The organism is Streptomyces sp. CHD11 (assembly GCF_018638295.1).
GTDB lineage: Bacteria > Actinomycetota > Actinomycetes > Streptomycetales > Streptomycetaceae > Streptomyces.
Genome location: NZ_JABTTS010000021.1, coordinates 85339 through 107951 on the forward strand (window position 1 = coordinate 85339; position 22613 = coordinate 107951).

Genomic DNA, 22613 nt, shown 5'->3' on the forward strand with positions numbered 1-22613 from the left:
CCCCACGCCGGGTGACCCACGAAGCACCGGGGCTGCCCGGCCCACCGCACACCCACGCCGGGCACCGGACCGCACAGCCCACGGCCTCACAACCGCCCGATGTCCCCGTACGGCATCCGCGGCGCCCGCCGCCCCGGCACCCTCCCGCTGAGCAGAATCAACCGCGCGGCCCGGTGCCGCTGTCCGGCATACGGCTCCAGCAGCGACAGCATCACCGCGTCATCCGCGTCCCGGTCCCCCGCCAGCGCCCACCCCACGATGCCCGGCAGATGCAGATCCCCCACGGTCACCGCGTCCACCGCCCCATGGCTGCGCTGCACCGTCTCCGCCGACGTCCACGGCCCGATCCCCGACACCAGCTCCAACCGCTTCTGTGCCGCCTCCGGGGACATCCTCACCGCCTCTTCCAGCCGCGCAGCGACCCGCACCGCCCGCAGCACCGTCGAGGCCCGCTTGTCGTCGACCCCGGCCCGGTGCCACTCCCAGGAGGGAATCAGCGCCCAGGTACGAGGCGCCGGCATCACCGACATCCGCTCCGGGGCGGGACCCGGCGCCGGTTCGCCGTACTTCCGTACCAGCAGCCGCCACGCCCGGTACGCCTCACCGGTCGTGACCTTCTGCTCCAGGACCGACGGGATCAACGACTCCAGCACCAGCCCGGTCCGGGTCAGCCGCAGCCCCGGCCGGCGGTGCCGCGTCAGCGCCAGCAGCTTGTGCCGGGGCACGAAGGCGGACGGATCGTCCAGTGCCCCGAGCATCTCCGGCAGCATCTCCAGCAGCCAGTCCGCGCCCGGCCCCCACGCCTCGCCCCGGACCTCACCGGACCGCTGCGTCACCCGCAGCGTCCCGGGGCCCGCCGGAGTCAGGCTGGCCCGCCACACGGAGCCGTCCGGCGTCGTGTGGAACGTCGGGTCCCCGGGCCCGCGCCGCAGCGGTCCGAGCACCAGGCCGAGCTCCAGCGGGCCGTCCGGCGCCCAGATCCTCACGCGCGCCGGGGCCGGCGCCTGGCGGGGGACTCCCGCGGGTACGGCGACATGGCCGCCGCGCACGGTCGTGCGGGTCGGGCGGGGTGTGAAACGTCCTGCCACGGGAGTCCCAGGGGTGGAGATGAGAGCGGGGGCCTCTACGAGGGTAGGCGTCCGCGCGCCCGGGTCACCGCACCTCGATGAAGGCGCCCGCCTCCCGCTCGGGCCGCGGACGAGGGTCCCCGGCCGGGTGGCCCACCGCGACCGCGCCCATCGGGTCCCAGCCCGCGGGCAGTTCGAGGACCTCGCGGACCACGTCACGGCAGAACATCGTCGACGACACCCACGCCGAGCCCAGCCGCTCCCCGGCCAGCGCGACCAGGAAGTTCTGCACACCGGCGCCCGTGGCGACCACGAACATCTCCCGCTCGGCCCCGTCCCGCCGCGCGTCCCCGTAGGTGTGCGAGCCGTCCATGACCAGGCAGGGCACGACCAGGTACGGCGCGTTCCGCAGTACGTCCCCGCGCCGGACGCGCTTGGCGATGGACTCCTCCGTCTTGCCGTCCCGGCGCAGGTCCGCGATCCACGCGTCGCGCATGGCGTCCAGGAGGCGGGTGCGGGACCCGGGTGACTCCAGCAGGACGAAACGCCACGGAGTGGTGTGGTGCGGGGCCGGGGCGGTCACCGCGGCCGCCACCGCGCGGCGCACCGCGTCCGGGTCGACCGGCTCGTCGGTGAAGGACCGGACCGTACGGCGCTGGGTCACCGCCTGGCGTACCGCCTCGGAGGTGCCCAGCCGGAACATGTCGTCGCGCGCGCCGCGCACCATCGCCCGCGCGCCGTCACCGTCGTCGGCCGCCACCAGGTGCGGCAGACCGCGGACGACGGCCACCGGCAGACCGGAGGCCTTGCCCTTGACCAGGTCGCCGGCCGCCGCGAGCTCGTCGGCCGTGGCGACGACCGTGGCGCCGAGCGGATTGCCGTACGCGTCGGTGCCGCCGCGCAGATCGTCCAGGACACGGACGCCCGCCGCGCCGATCGCCACGTCCGTCAGTCCCGCGCGCCACGGGCGGCCGAAGGTGTCGGTGACGATCACGCCGACCTCGACGCCGAGGGTGTCGCGCAGCCCCTCGCGGATCGTCCGCGCGGAGGCGTCCGGGTCCTCGGGCAGCAGCAGGACCGTGCCGGCGGGGGTGTTGGAGGCGTCGACGCCCGCCGCGGCCATGACCAGACCCTGCCGGTTCTCCACGATGCGCAGGGGGCCGCGCCGGGCCACCACGCGGACCGTCTCCGCGTCGATGGCGGCCTCGCGGTCCGCCGCCTCGACGATCCGGCCCTCCGCCTTGGAGACGATCTTCGAGGTGACCAGGAGGACGTCACCGTCGGACAGGTCCGGTGCGGCGGTCGCGATCAGCTTGGCCAGGTCGTCGCCCTCGCGGATCTCGGGCAGGCCCGGCAGGGCCCGGACCTGGAAGCCGTCGGGTGCCGGGTGGGTGCCGCTCATACCGCCCGCACCTCCCCGGCCAGCGTCAGCGCCTCCCGCGCCATCCGCGCGGTCGCCCCGGCGTCGGTCATCATCAGCGGGACGGCCCGGCAGCGGATCCCCGCCGCCTCGACGCGCTCCACGCAGGAGGCGTCGACGGTGTCGACCAGCCAGCCGTCCAGCAGGCCCGAGCCGTAGTGCTCGGCCACCGCCGGGGCCGTGGCCTCCACACCGACGGCCGCGAGCACCTTGTCGGCCATGCCGCGCACGGGCGCGTCCCCGACGATCGGCGACAGGCCGACCACCGGCACGCCCGCGTCGGCGATCGCCTCCCGGATGCCGGGCACGGCCAGGATGGTGCCCACGGAGACCACGGGGTTGGACGGCGGGAAGAGGATCACATCGGCGCCGGCGATCGCCTCCAGGACACCGGGGGCCGGCTTCGCCTGCTCCGCGCCGACGGGGACGACGGCCTCGGCCGCCACCGAGGCCCGCAGCCGCACCCAGTACTCCTGGAAGTGGATCACCTTGCGCTCGCCGGACCCCGTGGCCGAGCCGTCGTCGGGCAACGTCACCGCGACATGCGTCTCCACCCGGTCGTCGGTCATCGGGATCAGCCGCACCCCGGGCTTCCAGCGGTCGCACAGCGCCTCGGTCACCGCGCTGAGCGGATACCCGGCGCTCAGCATCTGCGTCCGCACGATGTGCGTGGCGAAATCCCGGTCGCCGAGCCCGAACCACTCCGGACCGACGCCGTACGCGGCGAGCTCCTCCTTGAGGCGGAACGTCTCGTCGGTCCGCCCCCAGCCCTGTTCCTCGTTGATACCGCCGCCGAGTGTGTACATCACCGTGTCGAGGTCCGGGCAGACCTTCAGCCCGAAGAGGTGGATGTCGTCCCCGGTGTTGCCGATGACGGTGATGTCCGCGTCGGGCGCGGCCTGCTTCAGACCGCGCAGGAAACGGGCACCGCCGATGCCGCCTGCCAGAACCACAATGCGCATGGACCCATCCTTGCAGGCCGCTACGGCATCGCGTCAGGCAGTCACCGGGCCGGGAGCGGTGCGGCCTGGCATCGGGCGGCGATGGAGGTCCCGCCGTGGCGCGGCCGGGACCCGGGGAGCATGGGCATCTCGGTCAGGCCGGGGTAGTAGACGTGCAGGCTGACCGCGGGTTCCAGTGTGTCGTTGACGACCTCGTGGACGTAACCGGGCGCGAACACGCGCTGGGCTCCCGCCGTCAGCGCGCGCACGGCGCGCCCCGTGCGCTCGGTGAGGGCGCCGTCCAGGACGGTGAGCACGCCGGAGGAGCGGCCGTGGTCGTGCGTCCCGCTGCCCTGGCCGGGGACCCAGGACAGCAGCCACACCTCGTAGCCCGGTCCGGTGCGCAGCCGGTGGTACCAGCGGCTGGTGGCGTCGTACTCGACGAGGTGCTCCCACTGGGAGCGGTCGGCGGCGAGGGAGCGGGCGAGGCCGGCGAACTCGGCGACGGTGGCCGGGTGCTCGCGCGGGGGCTGGAGCAGGTGCGGGACCTCGAGGATGTCGCCGGCGATCTGGAGGTCGCTGTCGCTGTTCATGGGTGCGGGGTTCCTTGGCGGAGAAGCGGTGGGGGTGCGGGTCTCACGGCGCGTGCGCCCGGGTCGCGGGCAGAGCGGCGAGGGGTGCCCCGGGTGGGAGCGAAGGAATCAGCGGCCGGGTCGGATGGACCCGGCGGTGGCGGGAGCGCGGTGGCTCAACAGCCGGAACAGCGACAGCTACAGCGAGCGTGGGCAGCACCGGGGAACCCGGCGGAGCGGGTCGGGGTGAGTGCCGGATTCGCGAGCATGCCCCCTAGGACAGCGGTTCACTCCTTCACTGTCAACTCGACGCCCGTTGTGTGGGACGTGGTTCACCTCATCCGGTTCATTTCGCAGGCGAAAGGTTTGCTCATTCGTTCCCCGGGACACAAGGTGCGCACGGCCGAGCACCGCGCGCGCCGTTGCGATTCCGTGATCCGACTGTGATCCGGTTCGCTTCGTCGCGGGCGTCGCAACGGGATCGATCTCCTGGGCGTCTTACCCACAGAGGCTCTGTGTGGGGGAGTGGAACCCCGCGGATCCCCTCTAGGTGTCAAGGTTTAAGGTGATTTGAACACTTTCCGCTCGGCCTTGGTTCCGCAGAGTGAATAAGGGGCCCAATAGCAGATCTCGGCTTGACTCGCCCGGAGCAGCACACTTGTAATTTCACTCGTGTCGTTCAGCCGGGATCGGTAACGGCTGGATCACGGGGACGCGAAAGACGGACGAGGGGCGCACATGACCGAGCTGGTGCAGCAACTGCTGGTCGACGACGCGGACGAGGAGCTCGGCTGGCAGGAGCGCGCGCTGTGCGCCCAGACCGACCCCGAGTCCTTCTTCCCCGAGAAGGGCGGCTCGACCCGGGAGGCCAAGAAGGTCTGTCTCGCCTGCGAGGTCCGCTCCGAATGCCTCGAGTACGCCCTCGCCAACGACGAGCGCTTCGGTATCTGGGGCGGTCTGTCCGAGCGGGAGCGGCGCCGGCTGAAGAAGGCGGCCGTCTGACGCACGGCACGGCACCGTCGTACGGCACGGCACGGCGCGGCACCGTCGTACGGCGGCACGCCCTTCCGGATGCCGGCATCCAGGCCGTACGCCGGCCGGCGCGTGTCTTCCCCGCACACACGTCACTTCGTACATACGTCGCTTAAGGCCCGTCGCAGATGGCTTGTCCACAGGCGGCGGGCCGCTGTGGTGCCCAGCCGATAGTGTGGTCGCTCGTCCGAGACGCCCCGCCGCCCCCACCGGGCACGGGCGTCCCCCACAGTCCACCGAACCGGGGCCCGTACCTCGATGTCCGTGCACAGCCACATGGCAGCCCGGCAAGACCTCGCTGCCACTCCTGAGTTCCCGCGTCACGTGGTGACCGCGGTCCTCGTCTCCCACGACGGCGCCCGCTGGCTGCCCGACGCGCTCGCCGGGCTGCTCGGCCAGGAGCGCCCCGTCCAGTTCGCCATGGGCGCCGACACCGGCAGCGCGGACGACTCCGCCCAGCTGGTCGCGGAAGCCCTCGGCGACGACCATGTGCTGCACCTCGCCCGGCGCACCGGCTTCGGCCAGGCGGTCGAGGAGTGCAACCGCAGCGCCCCGCACCTGACACCGGACGACCTGCCGTATCTGAAGCGGCCGAGCGGCTGGGACCCGGTCACCCGAAGCTGGCGCGACGACGCCTACGACCTGCCCGAACTGCCGCACGGCGAACCGGTGCAGTGGCTGTGGCTGCTGCACGACGACTGCGCCCCCGAACCCGACGCGCTGGCCCAGCTGCTGCGCGTGGTGGAGAACGAGTACGAGCTCGGCCGCGACGACGTCGCCGTGGTCGGCCCCAAACTCCGCGGCTGGTACGACCGCAGGCAGCTCCTCGAGGTCGGCGTCTCCATCGCCGCCTCCGGGCGCCGCTGGACCGGCCTGGACCGCCGCGAACAGGATCAGGGCCAGCACGACCACGTACGGCCCGTGCTGTCGGTGTCCACCGCCGGCATGCTGGTCCGCCGCGACGTCTTCGACCGGCTCGGCGGGTTCGACCGCCACCTGCCCCTCATGCGCGACGACGTCGACCTGTGCTGGCGCGCCCACGCGGCCGGCCACCGGGTTCTCGTCGCCCCCGAGGCCACCGTCCGGCACGCGGAGGCCGCCTCCCGGGAGCGCCGTACCGTCGACTGCGTGGGCCGCACCTCCGCCTCCCCGCACAAGGTGGACAAGGCGGGCGCGGTCTACACCCTGCTCGTCAACTCCCGGACCGCCGCGCTGCCCTGGGTGCTGTTCCGGGTCCTCCTCGGCAGCATGCTGCGCACCCTCGCCTACCTCGTGGGCAAGGTCCCCGGGCAGGCCGTCGACGAGATCCGCGGCCTCATGGGCACCCTGCTCCGCCCGGAGCGGATCCTCGCCGGACGCCGCCACCGCGGCGCCCCGGGGACCGACAAGGACGAGATGCGGCCGCTGTTCCCGCCACCCGGTGCGACCGTGCGCGTCACCGTGGAGCAGGTCGCGGGCGACCTCGTCGGCCGCTCCGATCCGGAAGCCGTCTCCGGCGCGGGACGGCACGGCAGCGCCGTCGAGTCCGGGCCCGGCGGCGACGACGCCGAATTCCTGGAGATCGAGCAGTTCGCCCGCCTCAAGCGCGTCGCCCGCAAACCGGGCCCGGTGCTCTTCCTGGTGCTGCTGCTGGTCTCCCTCGCGGCCTGCCGTCAGCTTCTCGGCGGCGGCGCGCTCGCGGGCGGCGCCCTGCTCCCCGCGCCCGCCGACGCGGGCGACCTGTGGGCGCGCTACACCGACGCCTGGCACACCGTGGGAGCCGGCGGCACCGGATCCGCACCGCCCTACCTCGCCGTGGTGGCGGCCTTCGCCTCGCTCCTGTTCGGCTCCACCGGCCTCGCCGTCACGATCCTCCTGGTCTGCTCGGTACCGCTGGCCGGCCTCACCGCCTACTTCGTCTCCCGCCCGCTCGTCCCGTCCCGGCTGCTGCGCGCGTGGGCGGCCGTCGCCTACGCCTTCCTGCCCGCCGCGACCGGCGCCCTGGCCGGGGGCCGCATCGGCACCGCCGTACTCGTCGTCCTGCTGCCGCTCGCCGCCCGCGCGGGCATCGCCGCGAGCGGCCTCACCAGCGCCGACGGCACCCGCGGAAGCTGGCGCGCCACCTGGGCGTACGCACTGGTGCTCACGGTCACGACCGCGTTCACCCCGATCGTGTGGCCCATCGCCCTGGTCCTCGGCATCGGCGTTCTGGCCCTGCGCAGAACCGACCTCCCGGCCTACGGGCTCCGTTTCCTGGCCCAGCTGGGCACTCCGCTCCTGGTCCTCGCCCCCTGGTCGCTCTCCCTGCTCCCGTTCGGCTTCTTCCGGGAGGCCGGGCTGGAGTACGGCCCCTCGGCGGCCTCCGCCCTGGATCTGCTCGGCGTGAGCCCGGGCGGCCCCGGAACGGCCGACGGCGTGCTGCTCATCGGCCTGGTGCTGGCCGCCCTCGCGGCCCTGCTCCGCTCCGAGCGCCGGACGGCGATCCTCACCGCCTGGGCGACCGCCCTGGTGGGGCTCGTCTTCGCGGTCCTGTCCAACAACTCGGCCTGGGCGGGCCCCGCCACCCTCGTCTACGGCATCGCCCTCCTCGCCGCCGCCGCGCTCGGCGCCGACGGGGCACGCTCGAGGGTCGCCGAGCAGAGCTTCGGCTGGCGCCAGCCCGTCGCCGCCCTGATCGCCCTCGCCTGCGCCGTCGGCCCGCTGGTCCTGGCGGCCGGCTGGATGATCCGCGGTGCCGACGGACCCGTGCAGCGGCGCGACCCGGTCCAGGTGCCCGCCTTCGTCGCCGAGGAGAGCGGCACCAGCGACCAGGCCCGCACCCTCGTCCTCAGCAGCGGCTCCGCCGACCGGATCGGCTATGTGCTGGTCCGCGGCTCGGGTGCCCGCATGGGTGACGCCGAGACCGCCGCGGTGGACGGCGCGAACACGCGGCTCGACAAGGTCGTCGCCAACCTGGTCGCGGGATCCGGCGCCGACCAGGCCGACGAGCTCGGCGGCTTCGCCGTCCGTTACGTTCTGGTCCACCAGGGGGCTCCGCGCGAGGTCACCCGGGTCCTGGACGCCACGCCCGGACTGAGCCGGCTCAGCCAGCAGGCGGGCGGCGCGCTGTGGCGCCTCGACCGGCAGGTCGCCCGCGCGAGCATCGTCCCCGGCAAGGACGGCGGCGGTGAGCCCGTGCCCGTGCCCGCCGGCCCGGTCGAGATCCACACCGACATCCCGGACGGCGCCGAGGGCCGTGTCCTGCGCCTCGCCGACGTCACCGCCGAGGGCTGGACCGCCACCCTGGACGGCAGGCCGCTGACGCGCACCACGGTCGACGACTGGGCCCAGGGTTTCGAACTTCCCTCCTCCGGCGGCACGCTGGACGTCACCTACGACGAGCCGGTCACCCACACCGCCTGGCTGTGGGCTCAGGGGCTGCTCGCCCTGGTCCTCATCGTCATGGCCCTGCCCGGCCGCCGCCGGGACGTCGACGACGACCTGCCCGAGGAACCGTCCGTGCCCGCCGAGGCCATCGCCGGAGAGGGCCGCCGGGCCCGCCGCCTGCGCGCCCAGGCGGAGGCGGAGGCGGAGGCCGCTCCCGGCGGACCGGTCGCCGGCGAGGACCTGCCCGCCCCGCCGGAGCAGCCCTCCGCTCCCGTCCCGCAACAGCCCGACTACGGCGACTGGGACGCGGCGCGGTACACCGACGCCGGCCAGGACGACACCGCCTACCCGGCCGACCAGTACCAGCAGTACGCGACGGACGCCTACGGCCACCCCGTCCAGCCCGACCCCTACCAGCAGGGCGGCCAGTACGATCCGTACGCGTACGGCAGCCGGCAGCAGCCGTACGACCCGACGTACCACCAGGGCGGCTACGACCCGAACTACCCGCAGGGCTACGACACTCCGTACGACCCCAATGGCACGGGCGGCGAGCGTCCCGACGGGAGCCAGCAGTGAACCGCACCACCCTGTCCCTGATCGCGGGCGTGACCGCGCTCGCCGCCGTCACCGGCTTCGCCGCGATGTCCACACCCGACGCCGGGGCGACGGACGAGCCGGCCAGGGCGGCGGCCCACCTCCCGGTGGAACGCACGAGCCTGCTCTGCCCGCAGCCGAGCTCCTCCGACCTCGCCGAGACGGCCTACACGTCCTTCACCCCGGTCACGGAGGGCGCGAAGGGTGAGGGCAGGGCCCAGCTCCGCCCGGCCACCCAGGCACCCGAGCCCGACGGCAAGGGCGAGGAGGACGAGGGCGGCGACGAGGGCGGCGACGAGGGCGAGAAGGACGCGACGGACGAGAACGACGCGACGGACGAGAACGACGAGAAGGACGAGAAGGACGGGGGCGGCGGCAAGGAGGTCCTGAGGCCCGGGAAGCCCGGCACGCCGGTCACCGGGGACGTCTCCGGAGGCGAGGCCCCGGCCCTCATCGGCACCGCCGAGGGCAGCTTCGCGCCCGGCTGGACCGTGCAGCAGACCACCGAGGTGACCGTGGGCACCGGCCGGGGCCTGCACGGAGTCACCTGCACGCCCGCCGACACCGAATTCTGGTTCCCGGGTGCGAGCACCGGCGAGGACCGTACCGACTACCTCCACCTGACCAACCCCGACGACGCGGCGGCCGTGGTGGACATCGAGCTCTACGGCAAGGACGGTGCCCTGAAGACGACGGTGGGGGAGGGCATCACGGTCCGGCCGCACTCCGCCGAGCCGGTGCTGCTGTCCACGCTCACCGAGGAGCAGCAGACGGACGTGACCGTGCACGTCGTCGTCCGCAGCGGCCGGGTGGGCGCGGCCGTGCAGGCGCTGGACGACAAGCTGGGCGGCGACTGGCTGCCCGCGTCGGCCGACCCCTCGGGCAGCCTGGTCCTGCCCGGCATCCCCGAGGACGCCACGGCCGTGCGGCTGGTCGCTTTCACCCCGCGCGACGCCGATGTCGACCTGACGGTGCGCCTCGCCTCCCCCTCCGGTCTGATCAGTCCGGCCGGTCAGGAGACGCTGCACGTCAAGGGCGGCATGACGGCCGCCGTCGACCTGGGCGACATCACCCGCGGTGAGCCGGGCTCCCTGGTGCTGACGGCGCCGGACGGCTCCGTGCCGGTCGTGGCGGCGGTACGGGTGCTGCGCGGCAAGGGCGAGAAGCAGGAGTCGGCGTTCATCCCGGCCGCCCGGCCGGTCGGCGACCGCTCGACGGCCGTGGACAACACCGCGAAGGGCACGACTCTCGCGGTGACCGCGCCCGAGGGCACCGCCAAGGTCGAGGTGACCGCCTCGGCGGGCACGAAGGGCGGCACGCAGGCGTCCAAGACGTACACGATCAAGTCCGGTACGACCCAGCACATCGACGTGCCCGCGCCGACGGGCGTGAAGGGCACCTACGCGCTCACGGTCGAACCGGAGGCCGGCACGCCCGTCTACGCGTCCCGCACCCTCACGGCGACGGAGAGCGGCGTCCCGTTCTTCACCGTCCAGCCACTTGTGGACGACCGGGGGACGGTGGCGGTACCGGAGGCGCGCGAGGACCTGTCGGTCCTGCAGAGGTGATGGAAGCGGCGGTGTGTGCCGGGGCGGGTTCGCCCGTCCCCGGTGACCGGGGTGATCCGCTCACTCCTCCCCGTACCGGGGATCCACTGTCTCGGGTGTGAGGCCCAGCAGGTCGGCCACCTGTTCCACCACGACCTCGTGGACCAGGGCCGCCCGGTCGTCGCGTCCCTTGGTCCGGATCTCGACCGGCCGCCGGTAGACCACCACCCGCGCCGGCCTTCCCTCACGGGCGGCCACGGTCCCGCCCAGCGGCACCGTCCCGTCGCTCCACCCCGCGCCCGCTCCGTCCAGCCGCGGTACGTCCAGCACCAGGAAATCGATGTCGGTGAGCTGTGGCCAGCGCCGCTCCAGCCGCTCCACCGAGTCCTGCACCAGATCCGCGAAGGTCTCCGCACGGCTGGCGGCGAGCGGAACCTGGGGTGGAGCGACGGGACCGCGCATGCCCCGGCCGTGGCGATCACGGCGTCGGGGCCCGGGGCCGGTGGAACGGGGAGTCACAGGGCTGTCCATCACTGCGAAGAGTAGTCGTCACCCGGCCGCGTTGCCCGAGGCCCGCACGCGTTCGGGCCGACCCGCGTGTCATGTCACAACATGACCATTCCAGCCAAGGTTGGGCTCGATTTTGCACCCCCCAAGACCGTTGGTCTCAAGCTGATTGGCAGTGTTTGCACCAACTGGTGACCGGAATCAGTACCGTCCGGCGTTCCGGCCCTGTACGTCGACCCAGGTCAGCAAGGCATGGCCAAAGGGATACGCCGGACGTTGCGCACCACGACACGGAGGAGTGACCGGGTGGGGAGTCGTCGCGGCCCGCTCAAGAGTGCGGTACCGTCCAACATCGTGAGCCCTGTACGTCGCTGTTCGCGCACCGCCTGCGGCCGTCCCGCCGTCGCGACGCTGACGTACGTCTACGCCGACTCGACCGCGGTCCTCGGCCCCCTCGCCACCTATGCCGAGCCGCACTGCTACGACCTGTGCGCCGAGCACTCCGAGCGTCTCACCGCGCCGCGCGGCTGGGAAGTCGTCCGCCTGCTCGACGGCTCGGCCCCGGCCCAGCCCAGCGGGGACGACCTGGAAGCGCTGGCGAACGCGGTGCGCGAGGCCGCCCGGCCCCAGGAGCGCGCGGCGGGAGGCGCCGCCGGCGCCCGCAGGGCCGACCCCATGGAGGTCGCACGCCGCGGCCACCTGCGTGTCCTGCGCTCACCGGACAACTGACCGGGGCGCGATCCCTGTCCGCCTGCTGTCCGTAGCACCCGTAGCCAGGGATACCGCCGTCCGTGCGGCCGTCGTGGTGGGGCAGGGCATGGCGCGGTACCCGGCCGGACGCTGCCCCGGACGCGCACGGACGTCGGGCGGCCGCGACCGGGCCGTCACGCCCTGCGGGTAGTTTGTATGACCGACAGAACCTCCGGAAAGGCTGGCCGTGGCTGCTGATCTCTCGCAGATCGTGAAGGCGTACGACGTGCGCGGGGTCGTCCCCGACCAGTGGGACGAGACGCTCGCCGAGCTTTTCGGTGCCGCCTTCGCCCGGGTGACCGGCGCGACGGCCATCGTCACCGGCCACGACATGAGGGCGTCGTCGCCCGGCCTGTCGGGTGCGTTCGCGCGGGGTGCCGCGGCTCTCGGGGTCGATGTGACCGAGATCGGCCTCTGCTCGACCGACCAGCTCTACTACGCCTCGGGCAGCCTGAACCTCCCGGGCGCGATGTTCACCGCCTCGCACAACCCGGCGCGCTACAACGGCATCAAGCTCTGCCGTGCGGGCGCCGCACCGGTCGGCCAGGACACGGGCCTGGCGGAGATCCGGGAGCTCGTCGAGCGGTGGAGCGAGTCGGGCACCCCGGCGCCGGCCGCGGGCACCCCGGGGAAGATCACCCGGCGCGACACGCTGGACGACTACGCGGCATACCTGTGCTCACTCGTCGAGCTGACCTCCATCCGCCCCCTGAAGGTCGTCGTCGACGCGGGCAACGGCATGGGCGGGCACACCGTGCCGACGGTCTTCGCCGGTCTGCCGCTCACGCTCGTCCCGATGTACTTCCAGCTCGACGGCACCTTCCCCAACCACGAGGCCAACCCCCTCGACCCGGCCAACCTCGTCGACCTGCGGAAGCGGGTCCGCGAGGAGGACGCCGACATCGGCCTCGCCTTCGACGGCGACGCCGACCGCTGCTTCGTCGTCGACGAACGGGGTGAGCCGGTCCCGCCGTCCGCGATCACCGCCCTGGTCGCCGCCCGCGAGCTGGCCCGCAACGGCGGCAAGGGCAGCATCATCCACAACCTGATCACGTCCTGGTCGGTCCCCGAGGTCGTGAGGGAGAACGGCGGCACCCCCGAACGCACCCGCGTGGGCCACTCCTTCATCAAGGCCGAGATGGCCAGAACCGGCGCGATCTTCGGCGGGGAGCACTCCGCGCACTACTACTTCCGCGACTTCTGGAACGCCGACACGGGCATGCTGGCCGCCCTGCACGTCCTCGCCGCCCTCGGCGGGCAGGGGGGCCCGCTCTCCGGCCTGGTCGCCCAGTACGACCGGTACACCGGCTCCGGTGAGATCAACTCCACCGTCGACGACCAGACGGCCCGGCTCGCCGCGATCCGCGCCGCCTACGAGGGCCGCGAGGGCATCACCCTCGACGAACTGGACGGCCTCACCGTCACCTCCGCCGACTGGTGGTTCAACGTCCGCCCCTCCAACACCGAACCCCTCCTCCGCCTGAACGCGGAGGCTCGCGACGAACCCACGATGACGAAAATCAGGGACGAGGCCCTGAAAATCATCAGGTCCTAGCCCAACCCCCTGCCCCGCCCAACCACTCCGACGACAGCCCCGCGCCCGCGCCCCGCGCTCCCGCGGGCAGTCGTACCGCTCCCGCGGCTGCTGGCGCCCCCGCTCCCGCGTCCTGCCGTGTCATGCCGCCCTCGCGCTCCCGCGCCCGCGCTCCCCGCGGGCAGTCGTGCCGCTGGGCGGCACGGGTGGGCGCGACGGCACCCCGCAAGCGCCGGGCTGCGCAACCCACCCCCGCCGAACCCCACGCCGGCCACGCAACAACCCACCCCCGCCCAGCCCCGGCACCGGCTACCGCACGACCCAGCCCACGATCCACCCCCCACCGGCGGTACCCTGACCAGCACATCCACCCAGCGAAGGAACCCTCATGCCACTCGAAGCCGGCCTCCTGGAAATCCTCGCCTGCCCGGCCTGCCACTCCCCCCTCGAGGAGCAGGACACCGAGCTGACCTGCACCGGCCAGGACTGCGGCCTCGCCTACCCGGTCCGCGACGGCATCCCCGTACTCCTCGTCGACGAGGCCCGCCGCCCCGGGTAACCGGGTATCCGGACAACCGAGAACCCGCGCAAAGGAAACCCGCGCATAGGGAACCCGCGCAAAGGAAACCCGCGCGAAACCGCGGACCCGCGCCCCGCCGATCCGAGATCGGAGCCTGTCGCACATGCTCGACGAATCGCTGCTCGACTCACCGGAGGGCCTCGCCGAGGCCGACCGCCGCGCACTGCTCCGCGGCGCCGCCGAAGCCGGCGCCCGCGTCCGCACCGCCGTACGGCACGCCGCCGAAGCCGGCGTCAACGATCTCAAGCCCGACGGCCGCCCCCGCGCGGTGCTCATCGCCGGCCCCGGCGCCGCCGCCACCCAGGCCGCCGACCTCCTCGGCACCCTGGCCGGCGCCGGCAGCCCCGTCACCCGGCTCGCCCCCACCGGCGTCGCACCCGCCGCGGGCGCCCTGCGCTGGGAACTGCCCGGCTGGGCCGGCTCCGTCGATCTGCTGCTCATCGCCACGCCGGACGGCGCCGAACCCGGCCTGGCCCTGCTCTCCGAGCAGGCCTACCGCCGCGGCTGCACCGTCGTCGCCGTCGCCCCCGCACGCTCCCCGCTCGCCGAAGCGGTCAGCGGCTCCCACGGCATGTTCATCCCCATGGCCACCGCTCCGTACGATCACGAGGAACCCCTCGCGGGTGCCTCCTCCGGCGTGCTGTGGGCGCTGCTGACCCCGCTGCTCGCGCTCCTGGACCGTACCGGCCTGGTCACCGCCCCGCCCGAGGCGCTGCAGAAGACCGCCGACCGTCTCGACGGCATCGCCGAACGCTGCGGGCCCGCCATCGTGACGTACAGCAACCCCGCCAAGACGCTGGCCGCGGAACTGGCCGACGCGCTGCCCGTCGTGTGGACCGAGGGAGTCTCGGCCGGTCCGGCCGGCCGCCGGTTCACCGCCGCGCTCGCCGAGCTGTCCGGCAAGCCGGCCGTCGTGGCCGAACTTCCCGAGGCGCTCGCCGCACACGAAGCCCTGCTCGCCGGACGGCTCGCCGCCGGCGCGGACCCGGACGACTTCTTCCGGGACCGCGTGGAGGAGGCGCCCGCCCTGCACGCCCGCGTGGTGCTGCTCCGCGACCGCCCCATCGGCGGCCTCACCGCGGCTCCTGCCGCCCGTGAACTGGCCCTCACCCACGACACACCGATCAGCGAGCTGGAACCGCAGGCGGGAGGCGAACTGGAGACCCTCGCGGAACTGATCGCCGTCACGGATTTCGCCGCCGTTTACCTGGCGCTCGCCTCGAAGGCCTGATCATGACCGGGAACCCCTGACGTCACGCACGAGAACCGGCAGAAGGAACGCGGAGAACCCATGGACCGCCTCGACAACACCATCCGCCCCTACGCCTGGGGTTCCACCACCGCCATCCCGCGGCTGCTCGGCACCGAGCCCACCGGTGAGCCGCAGGCGGAGATGTGGATGGGCGCCCACCAGGGCGCACCCTCGCGCACCGGCCGGGGCACCCTCGCAGAGGTCATCGAGGCGGCACCGGAGAAGGAACTCGGCCCCGAGTCGGTCGCCAGGTTCGGCCCCCGGCTGCCCTTCCTCCTCAAACTCCTCGCCGCCGGATCCCCGCTCTCCCTCCAGGTCCACCCCGACCTGGCCCAGGCGAAGGACGGTTACGCGGACGAGGAGCGCCGCGGCGTCCCCGTGACCGCCTCGCACCGCAACTACCGGGACGCCAACCACAAGCCGGAACTGGTCTGCGCCCTCACCGAGTTCGACGGCCTGTGCGGTTTCCGCGAGCCGTCGCGCGCCGCCGCGCTCCTTGAGGGCCTCGGTGTGGACTCCCTCAAACCGTACGCCGATCTGCTGCACGCCCGCCCCGAAGAGGCCGCCCTGCGCGAGGTCCTCACCGCGATCCTCACCGCCGACCCCGAGGAGATGGCCCGGACGGTCGCCGAGACCGCCGCCGCCTGTGACCGCCTCGGCGGCGACTACGCCCCGTATGCCGGGATCGCCCACCACTACCCGGGCGACCCCGGGGTCATCGCCGCGATGCTCCTCAACCACGTCCGGCTGCAGCCGGGTGAGGCGCTCTTCCTCGGCGCCGGAGTCCCGCACGCCTACCTCGACGGCCTCGCCGTCGAGATCATGGCCAACTCCGACAACGTCCTGCGCTGCGGACTGACACCCAAACACGTCGACGTCCCCGAACTCCTGCGCATCGTCCGCTTCGAGGCCCGCGACCCCGGCGTCCTGCGCCCGGAGGCCGGCCCCGACGGCGAGGAGGTCTACGAGACCCCCGTCGACGAGTTCCGCCTCTCCCGCTACGTCCTCCCCGAGGCCGGCACCGCGCACGACCTCACCCTCACCACCCCGCAGATCCTGCTCTGCACCGCGGGTTCCGTCCGGGTGGGCGAGCACGAACTGTCCCCGGGCACCTCCGTGTTCGTCCCGGCAGGTGAGAAGGCCGAAGTGGCGGGTACCGGAACGCTGTTCCGTGCCACGGTCGTCGTCTGAACACCCCCGGCCGACGATCCGCCACGCCGGCACCGGACCGGACTGCAACAATGTCCCACCGCCACAAGGCGGGCCAAGTCACGGGCGACGGCGTACGAACACGCCCGCCCAGGGCTCCACACGGCGTACGAAGGGACAACGCGAACACATGAGCGCGTCAGGCGGCACCAAGGCGATCGTGGCGGCACTCGTCGCGAATCTCGCGATCGCGGTAGCGAAGTTCGTGGCGTTTGTCTTCAGTGGTTCCTCTTCGATGCTCGCCGAGTCCGTGCACTCGCTCGCCGACTCCGGCAACCAGGGCCTGCTGCTCCTCGGCGGCAAGAGGGCACAGCGCCAGGCCACCCCGCAGCACCCCTTCGGCTACGGCCGCGAGCGCTACATCTACGCCTTCCTCGTCTCCATCGTGCTCTTCTCCGTCGGTGGCATGTTCGCCCTCTACGAGGGCTACGAGAAGATCAAGCACCCGCACGAGCTGACGCACTGGTACTGGCCGGTCGGCGTCCTCGTCTTCGCGATCATCGTGGAGTGCTTCTCCTTCCGCACCGCCATCCAGGAGTCCAACGCCGTGCGCGGCGGCCGCTCCTGGAAGGAGTTCGTCCGCCACTCCAAGGCGCCCGAGCTGCCGGTCGTCCTCCTGGAGGACCTCGGCGCGCTCGTCGGTCTCGTCCTCGCCCTCGGCGGTGTCGGTATGGCCCTGGCCACCGGCGACAGCGTCTGGGACGGCATCGGCACCCTCTGCATCGGCGTCCTGCTCATCCTGATCGCCCTCATCCTCGCCGTCGAGACCAAGTCCCTGCTGCTGGGTGAGGCCGCGGGCCCCGAGGAGGCCCGGAAGATCGAGGCCGCCGCCGTGGACGGTGACACCGTCACCCGCGTCATCCACATGCGCACCCTCCACCTCGGCCCGGAGGAACTGCTGGTCGCCGCGAAGATCGCCGTCCGCCACGACAACACCGCCACCGAGGTGGCCTCCGCCATCGACGCCGCCGAGTCCCGCATCCGCCAGGCCGTACCGATCGCCCGGGTGATCTACCTGGAGCCGGACATCTACAGCGAGACCGAAGCCTCCAAGGGCCCCGACCCCCTGGCCAGCCCCGGCGGCCCCGCCCAGCCGGAGACCGGTCACTGAGGTACTGATCACGCGCGCCGGGCCGGCCGCCCTCCGCACGACGCGTCCGGCCGGCCCCCAGATCGGCCGGATGTGTACGCGGCCGGACTGGGGGCCGCCGGGCCGGGCGGTGTAGCTTGGGACGGAGCCAGACGTCGCTGCTGATGGCGGTCGGGCGGTCCCACCGGGACCGGCCGAGGGAGAGAGGGCCTCCGACGGACTGCGCTGCGCGCACGCGGGCATGCCTGTGTCCTCTTCGGGGCACCCCTGTGTCCGCCGCCGCGCAGACCAGCCGTACCCACCTCGACCCACACCCCGAGGAGCAGCCCCTCATGACGACTGTCGACAACCGACAGGACTTCAAGGTCGCCGACCTCTCCCTGGCCGAGTTCGGCCGCAAGGAGATCACCCTCGCCGAGCACGAGATGCCCGGCCTGATGGCGATCCGCAAGGAGTACGCCGAGGCCCAGCCCCTGGCCGGCGCCCGGGTCACCGGCTCCCTCCACATGACCGTGCAGACCGCGGTCCTCATCGAGACCCTGGTCGCCCTCGGCGCCCGGGTCCGCTGGGCGTCCTGCAACATCTTCTCCACCCAGGACCACGCCGCGGCCGCCATCGCCGTCGGCCCGGACGGCACGCCCGACGACCCGCGGGGCATCCCCGTCTTCGCCTGGAAGGGCGAGACCCTCGAGGAGTACTGGTGGTGCACCGAGCAGGCGCTGACCTGGCCGGACAGCCCCACCGGCGGCCCCAACATGATCCTCGACGACGGGGGTGACGCCACCCTCCTCGTGCACAAGGGCGTCGAGTACGAGAAGGACGGCAAGGCCCCCTCGCCCGACACCGCCGAGTCCGACGAGCACCGCGTCGTGCTCGAACTGCTCAACCGCACCCTGGGCGAGAACCCGCAGAAGTGGACCCAGCTCTCCTCCGAGATCCGCGGTGTCACCGAGGAGACCACCACCGGCGTCCACCGCCTGTACGAGATGCAGCGCGACGGCATCCTCCTGTTCCCGGCGATCAACGTGAACGACGCCGTCACCAAGTCGAAGTTCGACAACAAGTACGGCTGCCGCCACTCCCTGATCGACGGCATCAACCGCGCCACCGACACCCTGATCGGCGGCAAGACCGCCGTCGTGTTCGGCTACGGCGACGTGGGCAAGGGCTGCGCGGAGTCCCTGCGCGGCCAGGGCGCCCGCGTGATCATCACCGAGATCGACCCGATCTGCGCCCTGCAGGCGGCGATGGACGGGTACCAGGTCACGACCCTCGACGAGATCGTCGGCCAGGCCGACATCTTCGTCACCACGACCGGCAACAAGGACATCATCATGGCCTCGGACATGGCCAAGATGAAGCACCAGGCGATCGTGGGCAACATCGGCCACTTCGACAACGAGATCGACATGGCCGGCCTCGCCAAGGTCCCCGGCATCGTCAAGGACGAGATCAAGCCGCAGGTCCACACCTGGACCTTCCCCGACGGCAAGAAGATCATCCTCCTTTCCGAGGGCCGCCTGCTGAACCTGGGCAACGCGACCGGCCACCCGTCGTTCGTGATGTCCAACTCCTTCGCGGACCAGACCCTGGCCCAGATCGAGCTGTTCACCAAGCCCGACGAGTACCCGACCGGTGTCTACGTGCTGCCCAAGCACCTCGACGAGAAGGTCGCCCGCCTCCACCTCGACGCGCTCGGCGTGAAGCTGACCACCCTCCGCCCCGAGCAGGCCGAGTACATCGGCGTGGAGGTCGAGGGCCCGTACAAGTCGGACCACTACCGCTACTGAGCCGAGGACCCCGGCGGGGAGCGCGTCCGCGCACGGACGCGCTCCCCGGCACCCGGTCCACCGAGGCAGGCCCCCGCACCCCCGTGTCGGGGGCCTGCTCCATGGACGGACCGGAGACCGGCCCAGCCCGTCACGACCCAGGACCCCCATGCCCCGCGGCCGCTACGCGCTCCACGATCCGCACGACCACACCCCCCTCGCGGACGAGCACTTCCAGTGCGCCCCCGGTCCTTCCGGCTGGCGCTACGTCTCCCGGCTCACCACCCCCTCCGGCGATCACCTGGGCTCGGTCGACCTCGCCCTCGACGAACTCGGCCGCCCCATCCGCCTCGAACTCCACGCCGCGAGCTGGCAGGTCCGCGGCGCCGCCATCGACGGCGTCACCTGGGTCCGCACCGACCCCACCGGAGCCCACGCCACCGAAGGCAACGTGCGCGCCCACGCCTTCACCGGCTCGTCCCCAGCGTTCCTCGTCGCCACCGCCCGTCTGCTGCGCCTCACCCCCTCCTCCACGGCCACCCGCGTACGCCTCGTCGCCCTCACGGACCCGGTCCTCGCCCCGCGCACCCTGGACCAGTCGTGGGCGTTGGTGAAGAGAGAAACACACGCCACTGACAGTGGCCCCCTGACCGTGGACGCCTACCAGGTCACCGCTCTGGACACGGGCGAACAGCACACCGTGCACCTCGCCGGCGACGTGGTCCTCGCGGCTCCCGGCATCGAGCTCGAGGAGCTCGCATCACCGCCGTCGGCCCTCGCCTGACGGCAGCACCCGCCCGACGGCACCTCCGAAGGCGTCTACGCCGGCGGTGCGAACCCGGTCGCGGGCCGATCGGCCGACGCGCCGTCCGGCGTCACCCCGGGCCCCTGGCCCACCGGCGGAACGGCCGGCGGTCCTCCGACGGGCCGCGCACCGGACCCGGCTCCGGGCCACCCACCCGGCGGCCCGGCCACGGGGAGGGACGCGGAGGGCTGCACGGGCGGGGCATGGACACCCGCGACCCCCGCCGGACCGGCGGTACCGGCCTGGCCGCCCTCCGCCGTGGCACCGTTCGCGAACGTCCGCCGCGCCTCGCGGACCTGCCGCTCCTGCAGCACCGCCGCCAGATAGGCCGCGGGCGGCACCCCCGGCGGCACCGGCGCCCCCGTACGCTCCGCCAGGTCCGCCGCCAGCCGCTCCGCCATCGACCAGCCGACCGCCGGATCCAGCTGCCGCATCCGTGTCAGGTACTGACGGACGGCGAGCCACAGACCATCGGGCACCGCCGACAGATCGAGCCCGGAGAAACGCCCCGCCAGCCACGGCGGAGGCGGCGGCACGAAACCCGCGTGCCCCGCCGGTATCCGCTCCCGCACCACCAAGGTCCCCGCGAACACATCCCCCAGCCGACGGCCACGCGCGGAGACCAGCGAGGCGACGACGGCCACCACCCCGAGGGTCATCAGGATCTCGATCACACCGATCAGGCCACGCACCAGCGCATGCCGGAACCGGATCGGCCCCCCGTCGTCCCGCACCACCCGCAGCCCGCACGCCATCTTCCCGAGCGACCGCCCGTGACTGAGCGTCTCCACCGCGATCGGCCCGCCCACCAACAACAGGAGGAACGCGGAGATCGATATCGCCGTCCGCGCCGCCTCGTCCAGAGAGGCCGTGGCGGCCACAAGACCGATGGTCACCGCGATGTACACGGCCACGGCGGCCGCCAGATCGAGCAGGACCGCCAGCGCCCTGCTGGGAAGCCTCGCAGGGCGCAACTCCAGCGCCACCGCCTCGCCCGTCACCAGCTCACTCACGTCCGTCGCCCTTTCCTGGCCTGCCCCGAACACCGCCAGTCTGCCAAGCTGATGACCCGACCGTCGACGCACAGCCGAGGAGCAGGCACACCGATGGACCTCGACGTCTTCGTCTCCGCCCACCGCGCGGAGTGGGACCGCCTCGACGCCCTCCTCCGGCGCCAGCGCCGACTCACCGGCGCGGAGGCCGACGAACTCGTCCTCCTCTACCAGCGCACGGCGACCCACCTCTCGCTGATCCAGTCGGCCGCTCCCGATCCACAGCTGACCGGCAGGCTCAGCCAATTGGTGGCACGCGCGCGCAGTGCGGTGACGGGTGCACGCCGGGCATCCTGGCGGGACGTCACGCGCTTCCTGACCCACAGCTTCCCGGCCGCCGTCTACCGGGCACGCCACTGGTGGGTACCCACGGCACTGCTCTCCACAGCGGTGGCGGCACTGCTCGGCTGGTGGATCAGCACCCATCCCGAAGTACAGGCATCCATCGCGGCCCCCAGCGAGCTGCGTGAGCTCACCCGCCCCGGCGGTCAGTACGAGACCTACTACTCGAGCAACCCCGCGGCGTCCTTCGCCGCCCAGGTCTGGACGAACAACGCCTGGGCCGCGGCCCTCTGCCTGATCCTGGGGGTCTTCCTGGGCCTGCCGGTCCTCTGGATCCTCTTCCAGAACATGCTCAACCTCGGTGTCGGCTTCGGGCTGATGTCCTCCGCCGGCCGGCTCGACACCTTCCTCGGTCTCGTGCTGCCGCACGGCCTGCTGGAACTCACCGCCGTCTTCGTCGCCGCCGGGACCGGTCTCCGGCTCGGCTGGACCGTCATCGACCCGGGCCCGCGCACCCGGCGCACGGCCCTCGCGGAAGAGGGCCGCGCGGCCCTCGCCATGGCGATCGGCCTCGCCCTGGTCCTCTTCGTCTCCGGTGCCATCGAAGGCTTCGTGACCCCGTCGGGCCTGCCCACCTGGGCGCGCATCACCATCGGTGTCGTGGCCGAGCTGGCCTTCCTGGTCTACGTCTATGTCGTGGGGGGACGCGCAGCACGCGCCGGCGGAACGGGTGACCTCGAGGCGTCGGAACGCAGCGCCGACGTGCCCACGGCCGCCTGATGTGCGGAACGGTCCGTTGAGCTGCTAGTCTCCTCTTCGCCCCGCAGGGACCGTTGACACGGAATGTGCGGGGAGGTAGATTTGAACAGTTGCCTGGAGACGGGGTCTGAACCCGGAAGGCTACAGTGAACATCTTCCGCTTCTCGACGAAACGTTGATTTCGCGGAAGCACCTCCCGATAAATCGGAAAACTAGGGCCGGTCAGTCCGCCCCGAAGCCTCTGATAAAGTCGGAACCGCCGGAAAGGAAAAGCGCGAAAGCGTGAACCTGGAAAGCACCGAGGAAATCGGGTCTGGAAGATCTGATAGAGTCGGAAACGCAAGACCGAAGGGAAGCCCGGAGGAAAGCCCGAGAGGGTGAGTACAAAGGAAGCGTCCGTTCCTTGAGAACTCAACAGCGTGCCAAAAGTCAACGCCAGATATGTTGATACCCCGTCCATCCGGTTTCGGATGGTCGAGGTTCCTTTGAAGAAAAACACAGCG

At 72.6% G+C, this 22613-nt stretch carries 18 protein-coding genes; 12 read left to right on the forward strand and 6 right to left on the reverse strand.

What is annotated here, in order from left to right; genetic code table 11:
- Positions 1-86: 86 nt before the first annotated feature.
- From HTV45_RS20940 to HTV45_RS20955, 4 genes are all read right to left on the reverse strand, one after another.
- On the reverse strand, positions 87-1088 hold the full coding sequence (locus tag HTV45_RS20940; protein ID WP_215207354.1) for a DNA-3-methyladenine glycosylase: 1002 nt from the start codon (positions 1086-1088) through the stop codon (positions 87-89).
- A gap of 64 nt (positions 1089-1152) precedes the next feature.
- Positions 1153-2469 (reverse strand): coenzyme F420-0:L-glutamate ligase, encoded by a 1317-nt coding sequence (locus HTV45_RS20945; protein ID WP_215207355.1) that lies wholly within the window; start codon positions 2467-2469, stop codon positions 1153-1155.
- Positions 2466-3449, reverse strand: coding sequence for a 2-phospho-L-lactate transferase (gene cofD / locus HTV45_RS20950; RefSeq protein ID WP_215207356.1), 984 nt, complete (start codon positions 3447-3449; stop codon positions 2466-2468). The genes HTV45_RS20945 and cofD overlap by 4 nt, the downstream gene beginning before the upstream one ends.
- A gap of 41 nt (positions 3450-3490) precedes the next feature.
- Positions 3491-4021, reverse strand: coding sequence for a cysteine dioxygenase family protein (locus tag HTV45_RS20955; RefSeq protein ID WP_215207357.1), 531 nt, complete (start codon positions 4019-4021; stop codon positions 3491-3493).
- Positions 4022-4738: 717 nt separating this feature from the next.
- Between HTV45_RS20955 and HTV45_RS20960 the strand changes: the two genes are divergently transcribed.
- From HTV45_RS20960 to HTV45_RS20970, 3 genes are all read left to right on the forward strand, one after another.
- A complete protein-coding gene (locus HTV45_RS20960) occupies positions 4739-5002 on the forward strand; it encodes a WhiB family transcriptional regulator (protein ID WP_003975777.1) in 264 nt (87 codons plus the stop codon).
- 306 nt (positions 5003-5308) lie between these two features.
- Entirely contained in the window at positions 5309-8956 is a 3648-nt protein-coding gene (locus HTV45_RS20965; RefSeq protein ID WP_251692471.1) for a glycosyltransferase, read from the forward strand.
- Positions 8953-10542, forward strand: coding sequence for a DUF5719 family protein (locus HTV45_RS20970; protein WP_215207359.1), 1590 nt, complete (start codon positions 8953-8955; stop codon positions 10540-10542). The genes HTV45_RS20965 and HTV45_RS20970 overlap by 4 nt, the downstream gene beginning before the upstream one ends.
- Positions 10543-10602: 60 nt before the next feature.
- Here HTV45_RS20970 and HTV45_RS20975 read toward each other — a convergent pair whose 3' ends face one another.
- Positions 10603-11052: a metallopeptidase family protein gene (locus tag HTV45_RS20975; protein WP_215207360.1), complete on the reverse strand. Its 450-nt coding sequence runs from the start codon at positions 11050-11052 to the stop codon at positions 10603-10605.
- A gap of 282 nt (positions 11053-11334) precedes the next feature.
- Here HTV45_RS20975 and HTV45_RS20980 point away from each other — a divergent pair, with 282 nt between their 5' ends.
- From HTV45_RS20980 to HTV45_RS21015, 8 genes are all read left to right on the forward strand, one after another.
- The gene (locus HTV45_RS20980; protein ID WP_215207361.1) at positions 11335-11757 is read left to right on the forward strand and encodes a DUF3499 domain-containing protein; all 423 of its coding nucleotides are present in this window, start codon (positions 11335-11337) and stop codon (positions 11755-11757) included.
- A gap of 208 nt (positions 11758-11965) precedes the next feature.
- The gene (locus HTV45_RS20985; protein ID WP_215207362.1) at positions 11966-13333 is read left to right on the forward strand and encodes a phosphomannomutase/phosphoglucomutase; all 1368 of its coding nucleotides are present in this window, start codon (positions 11966-11968) and stop codon (positions 13331-13333) included.
- 367 nt (positions 13334-13700) lie between these two features.
- Positions 13701-13871 (forward strand): Trm112 family protein, encoded by a 171-nt coding sequence (locus HTV45_RS20990; RefSeq protein ID WP_215207363.1) that lies wholly within the window; start codon positions 13701-13703, stop codon positions 13869-13871.
- 124 nt (positions 13872-13995) lie between these two features.
- Positions 13996-15123 carry an SIS domain-containing protein gene (locus HTV45_RS20995; RefSeq protein WP_215207364.1) on the forward strand — a complete coding sequence of 376 codons (1128 nt, stop codon included), beginning with the start codon at positions 13996-13998 and terminating at the stop codon, positions 15121-15123.
- Positions 15124-15183: 60 nt separating this feature from the next.
- Positions 15184-16335, forward strand: coding sequence for a mannose-6-phosphate isomerase, class I (gene manA, locus HTV45_RS21000; protein ID WP_215207365.1), 1152 nt, complete (start codon positions 15184-15186; stop codon positions 16333-16335).
- Positions 16336-16483: 148 nt separating this feature from the next.
- Positions 16484-17464, forward strand: coding sequence for a cation diffusion facilitator family transporter (locus HTV45_RS21005; RefSeq protein WP_215207366.1), 981 nt, complete (start codon positions 16484-16486; stop codon positions 17462-17464).
- A 311-nt stretch (positions 17465-17775) separates the two neighbouring features.
- The gene (gene ahcY / locus HTV45_RS21010) at positions 17776-19233 is read left to right on the forward strand and encodes an adenosylhomocysteinase (protein ID WP_215207367.1); all 1458 of its coding nucleotides are present in this window, start codon (positions 17776-17778) and stop codon (positions 19231-19233) included.
- 148 nt (positions 19234-19381) lie between these two features.
- Positions 19382-19996, forward strand: coding sequence for a hypothetical protein (locus HTV45_RS21015; protein ID WP_215207368.1), 615 nt, complete (start codon positions 19382-19384; stop codon positions 19994-19996).
- Positions 19997-20031: 35 nt separating this feature from the next.
- Here the strand turns inward: HTV45_RS21015 and HTV45_RS21020 are convergent, their stop codons facing one another.
- The gene (locus tag HTV45_RS21020) at positions 20032-21030 is read right to left on the reverse strand and encodes an RDD family protein (protein ID WP_215207369.1); all 999 of its coding nucleotides are present in this window, start codon (positions 21028-21030) and stop codon (positions 20032-20034) included.
- Between the two features lie 93 nt (positions 21031-21123).
- On the opposite strand from HTV45_RS21020, the gene HTV45_RS21025 reads away from it, so the two are divergent.
- The gene (locus HTV45_RS21025; protein WP_215207370.1) at positions 21124-22131 is read left to right on the forward strand and encodes a stage II sporulation protein M; all 1008 of its coding nucleotides are present in this window, start codon (positions 21124-21126) and stop codon (positions 22129-22131) included.
- The last annotated feature ends 482 nt before the right edge of the window (positions 22132-22613 follow it).

Excerpts from the sequence above, each read along its gene's own strand:
- HTV45_RS20945 (WP_215207355.1), bottom strand. The coding sequence starts at position 2,469 with ATGAGCGGCACCCACCCGGCACCCGACGGCTTCCAGGTCCGGGCCCTG.
- cofD (WP_215207356.1), bottom strand. The coding sequence starts at position 3,449 with ATGCGCATTGTGGTTCTGGCAGGCGGCATCGGCGGTGCCCGTTTCCTG.
- HTV45_RS20955 (WP_215207357.1), bottom strand. The coding sequence starts at position 4,021 with ATGAACAGCGACAGCGACCTCCAGATCGCCGGCGACATCCTCGAGGTC.
- HTV45_RS20960 (WP_003975777.1), top strand. The coding sequence starts at position 4,739 with ATGACCGAGCTGGTGCAGCAACTGCTGGTCGACGACGCGGACGAGGAG.
- HTV45_RS20965 (WP_251692471.1), top strand. The coding sequence starts at position 5,309 with ATGGCAGCCCGGCAAGACCTCGCTGCCACTCCTGAGTTCCCGCGTCAC.
- HTV45_RS20975 (WP_215207360.1), bottom strand. The coding sequence starts at position 11,052 with ATGGACAGCCCTGTGACTCCCCGTTCCACCGGCCCCGGGCCCCGACGC.
- HTV45_RS20990 (WP_215207363.1), top strand. The coding sequence starts at position 13,701 with ATGCCACTCGAAGCCGGCCTCCTGGAAATCCTCGCCTGCCCGGCCTGC.
- HTV45_RS20995 (WP_215207364.1), top strand. The coding sequence starts at position 13,996 with ATGCTCGACGAATCGCTGCTCGACTCACCGGAGGGCCTCGCCGAGGCC.
- manA (WP_215207365.1), top strand. The coding sequence starts at position 15,184 with ATGGACCGCCTCGACAACACCATCCGCCCCTACGCCTGGGGTTCCACC.
- HTV45_RS21005 (WP_215207366.1), top strand. The coding sequence starts at position 16,484 with ATGAGCGCGTCAGGCGGCACCAAGGCGATCGTGGCGGCACTCGTCGCG.
- ahcY (WP_215207367.1), top strand. The coding sequence starts at position 17,776 with ATGACGACTGTCGACAACCGACAGGACTTCAAGGTCGCCGACCTCTCC.
- HTV45_RS21015 (WP_215207368.1), top strand. The coding sequence starts at position 19,382 with ATGCCCCGCGGCCGCTACGCGCTCCACGATCCGCACGACCACACCCCC.
- HTV45_RS21025 (WP_215207370.1), top strand. The coding sequence starts at position 21,124 with ATGGACCTCGACGTCTTCGTCTCCGCCCACCGCGCGGAGTGGGACCGC.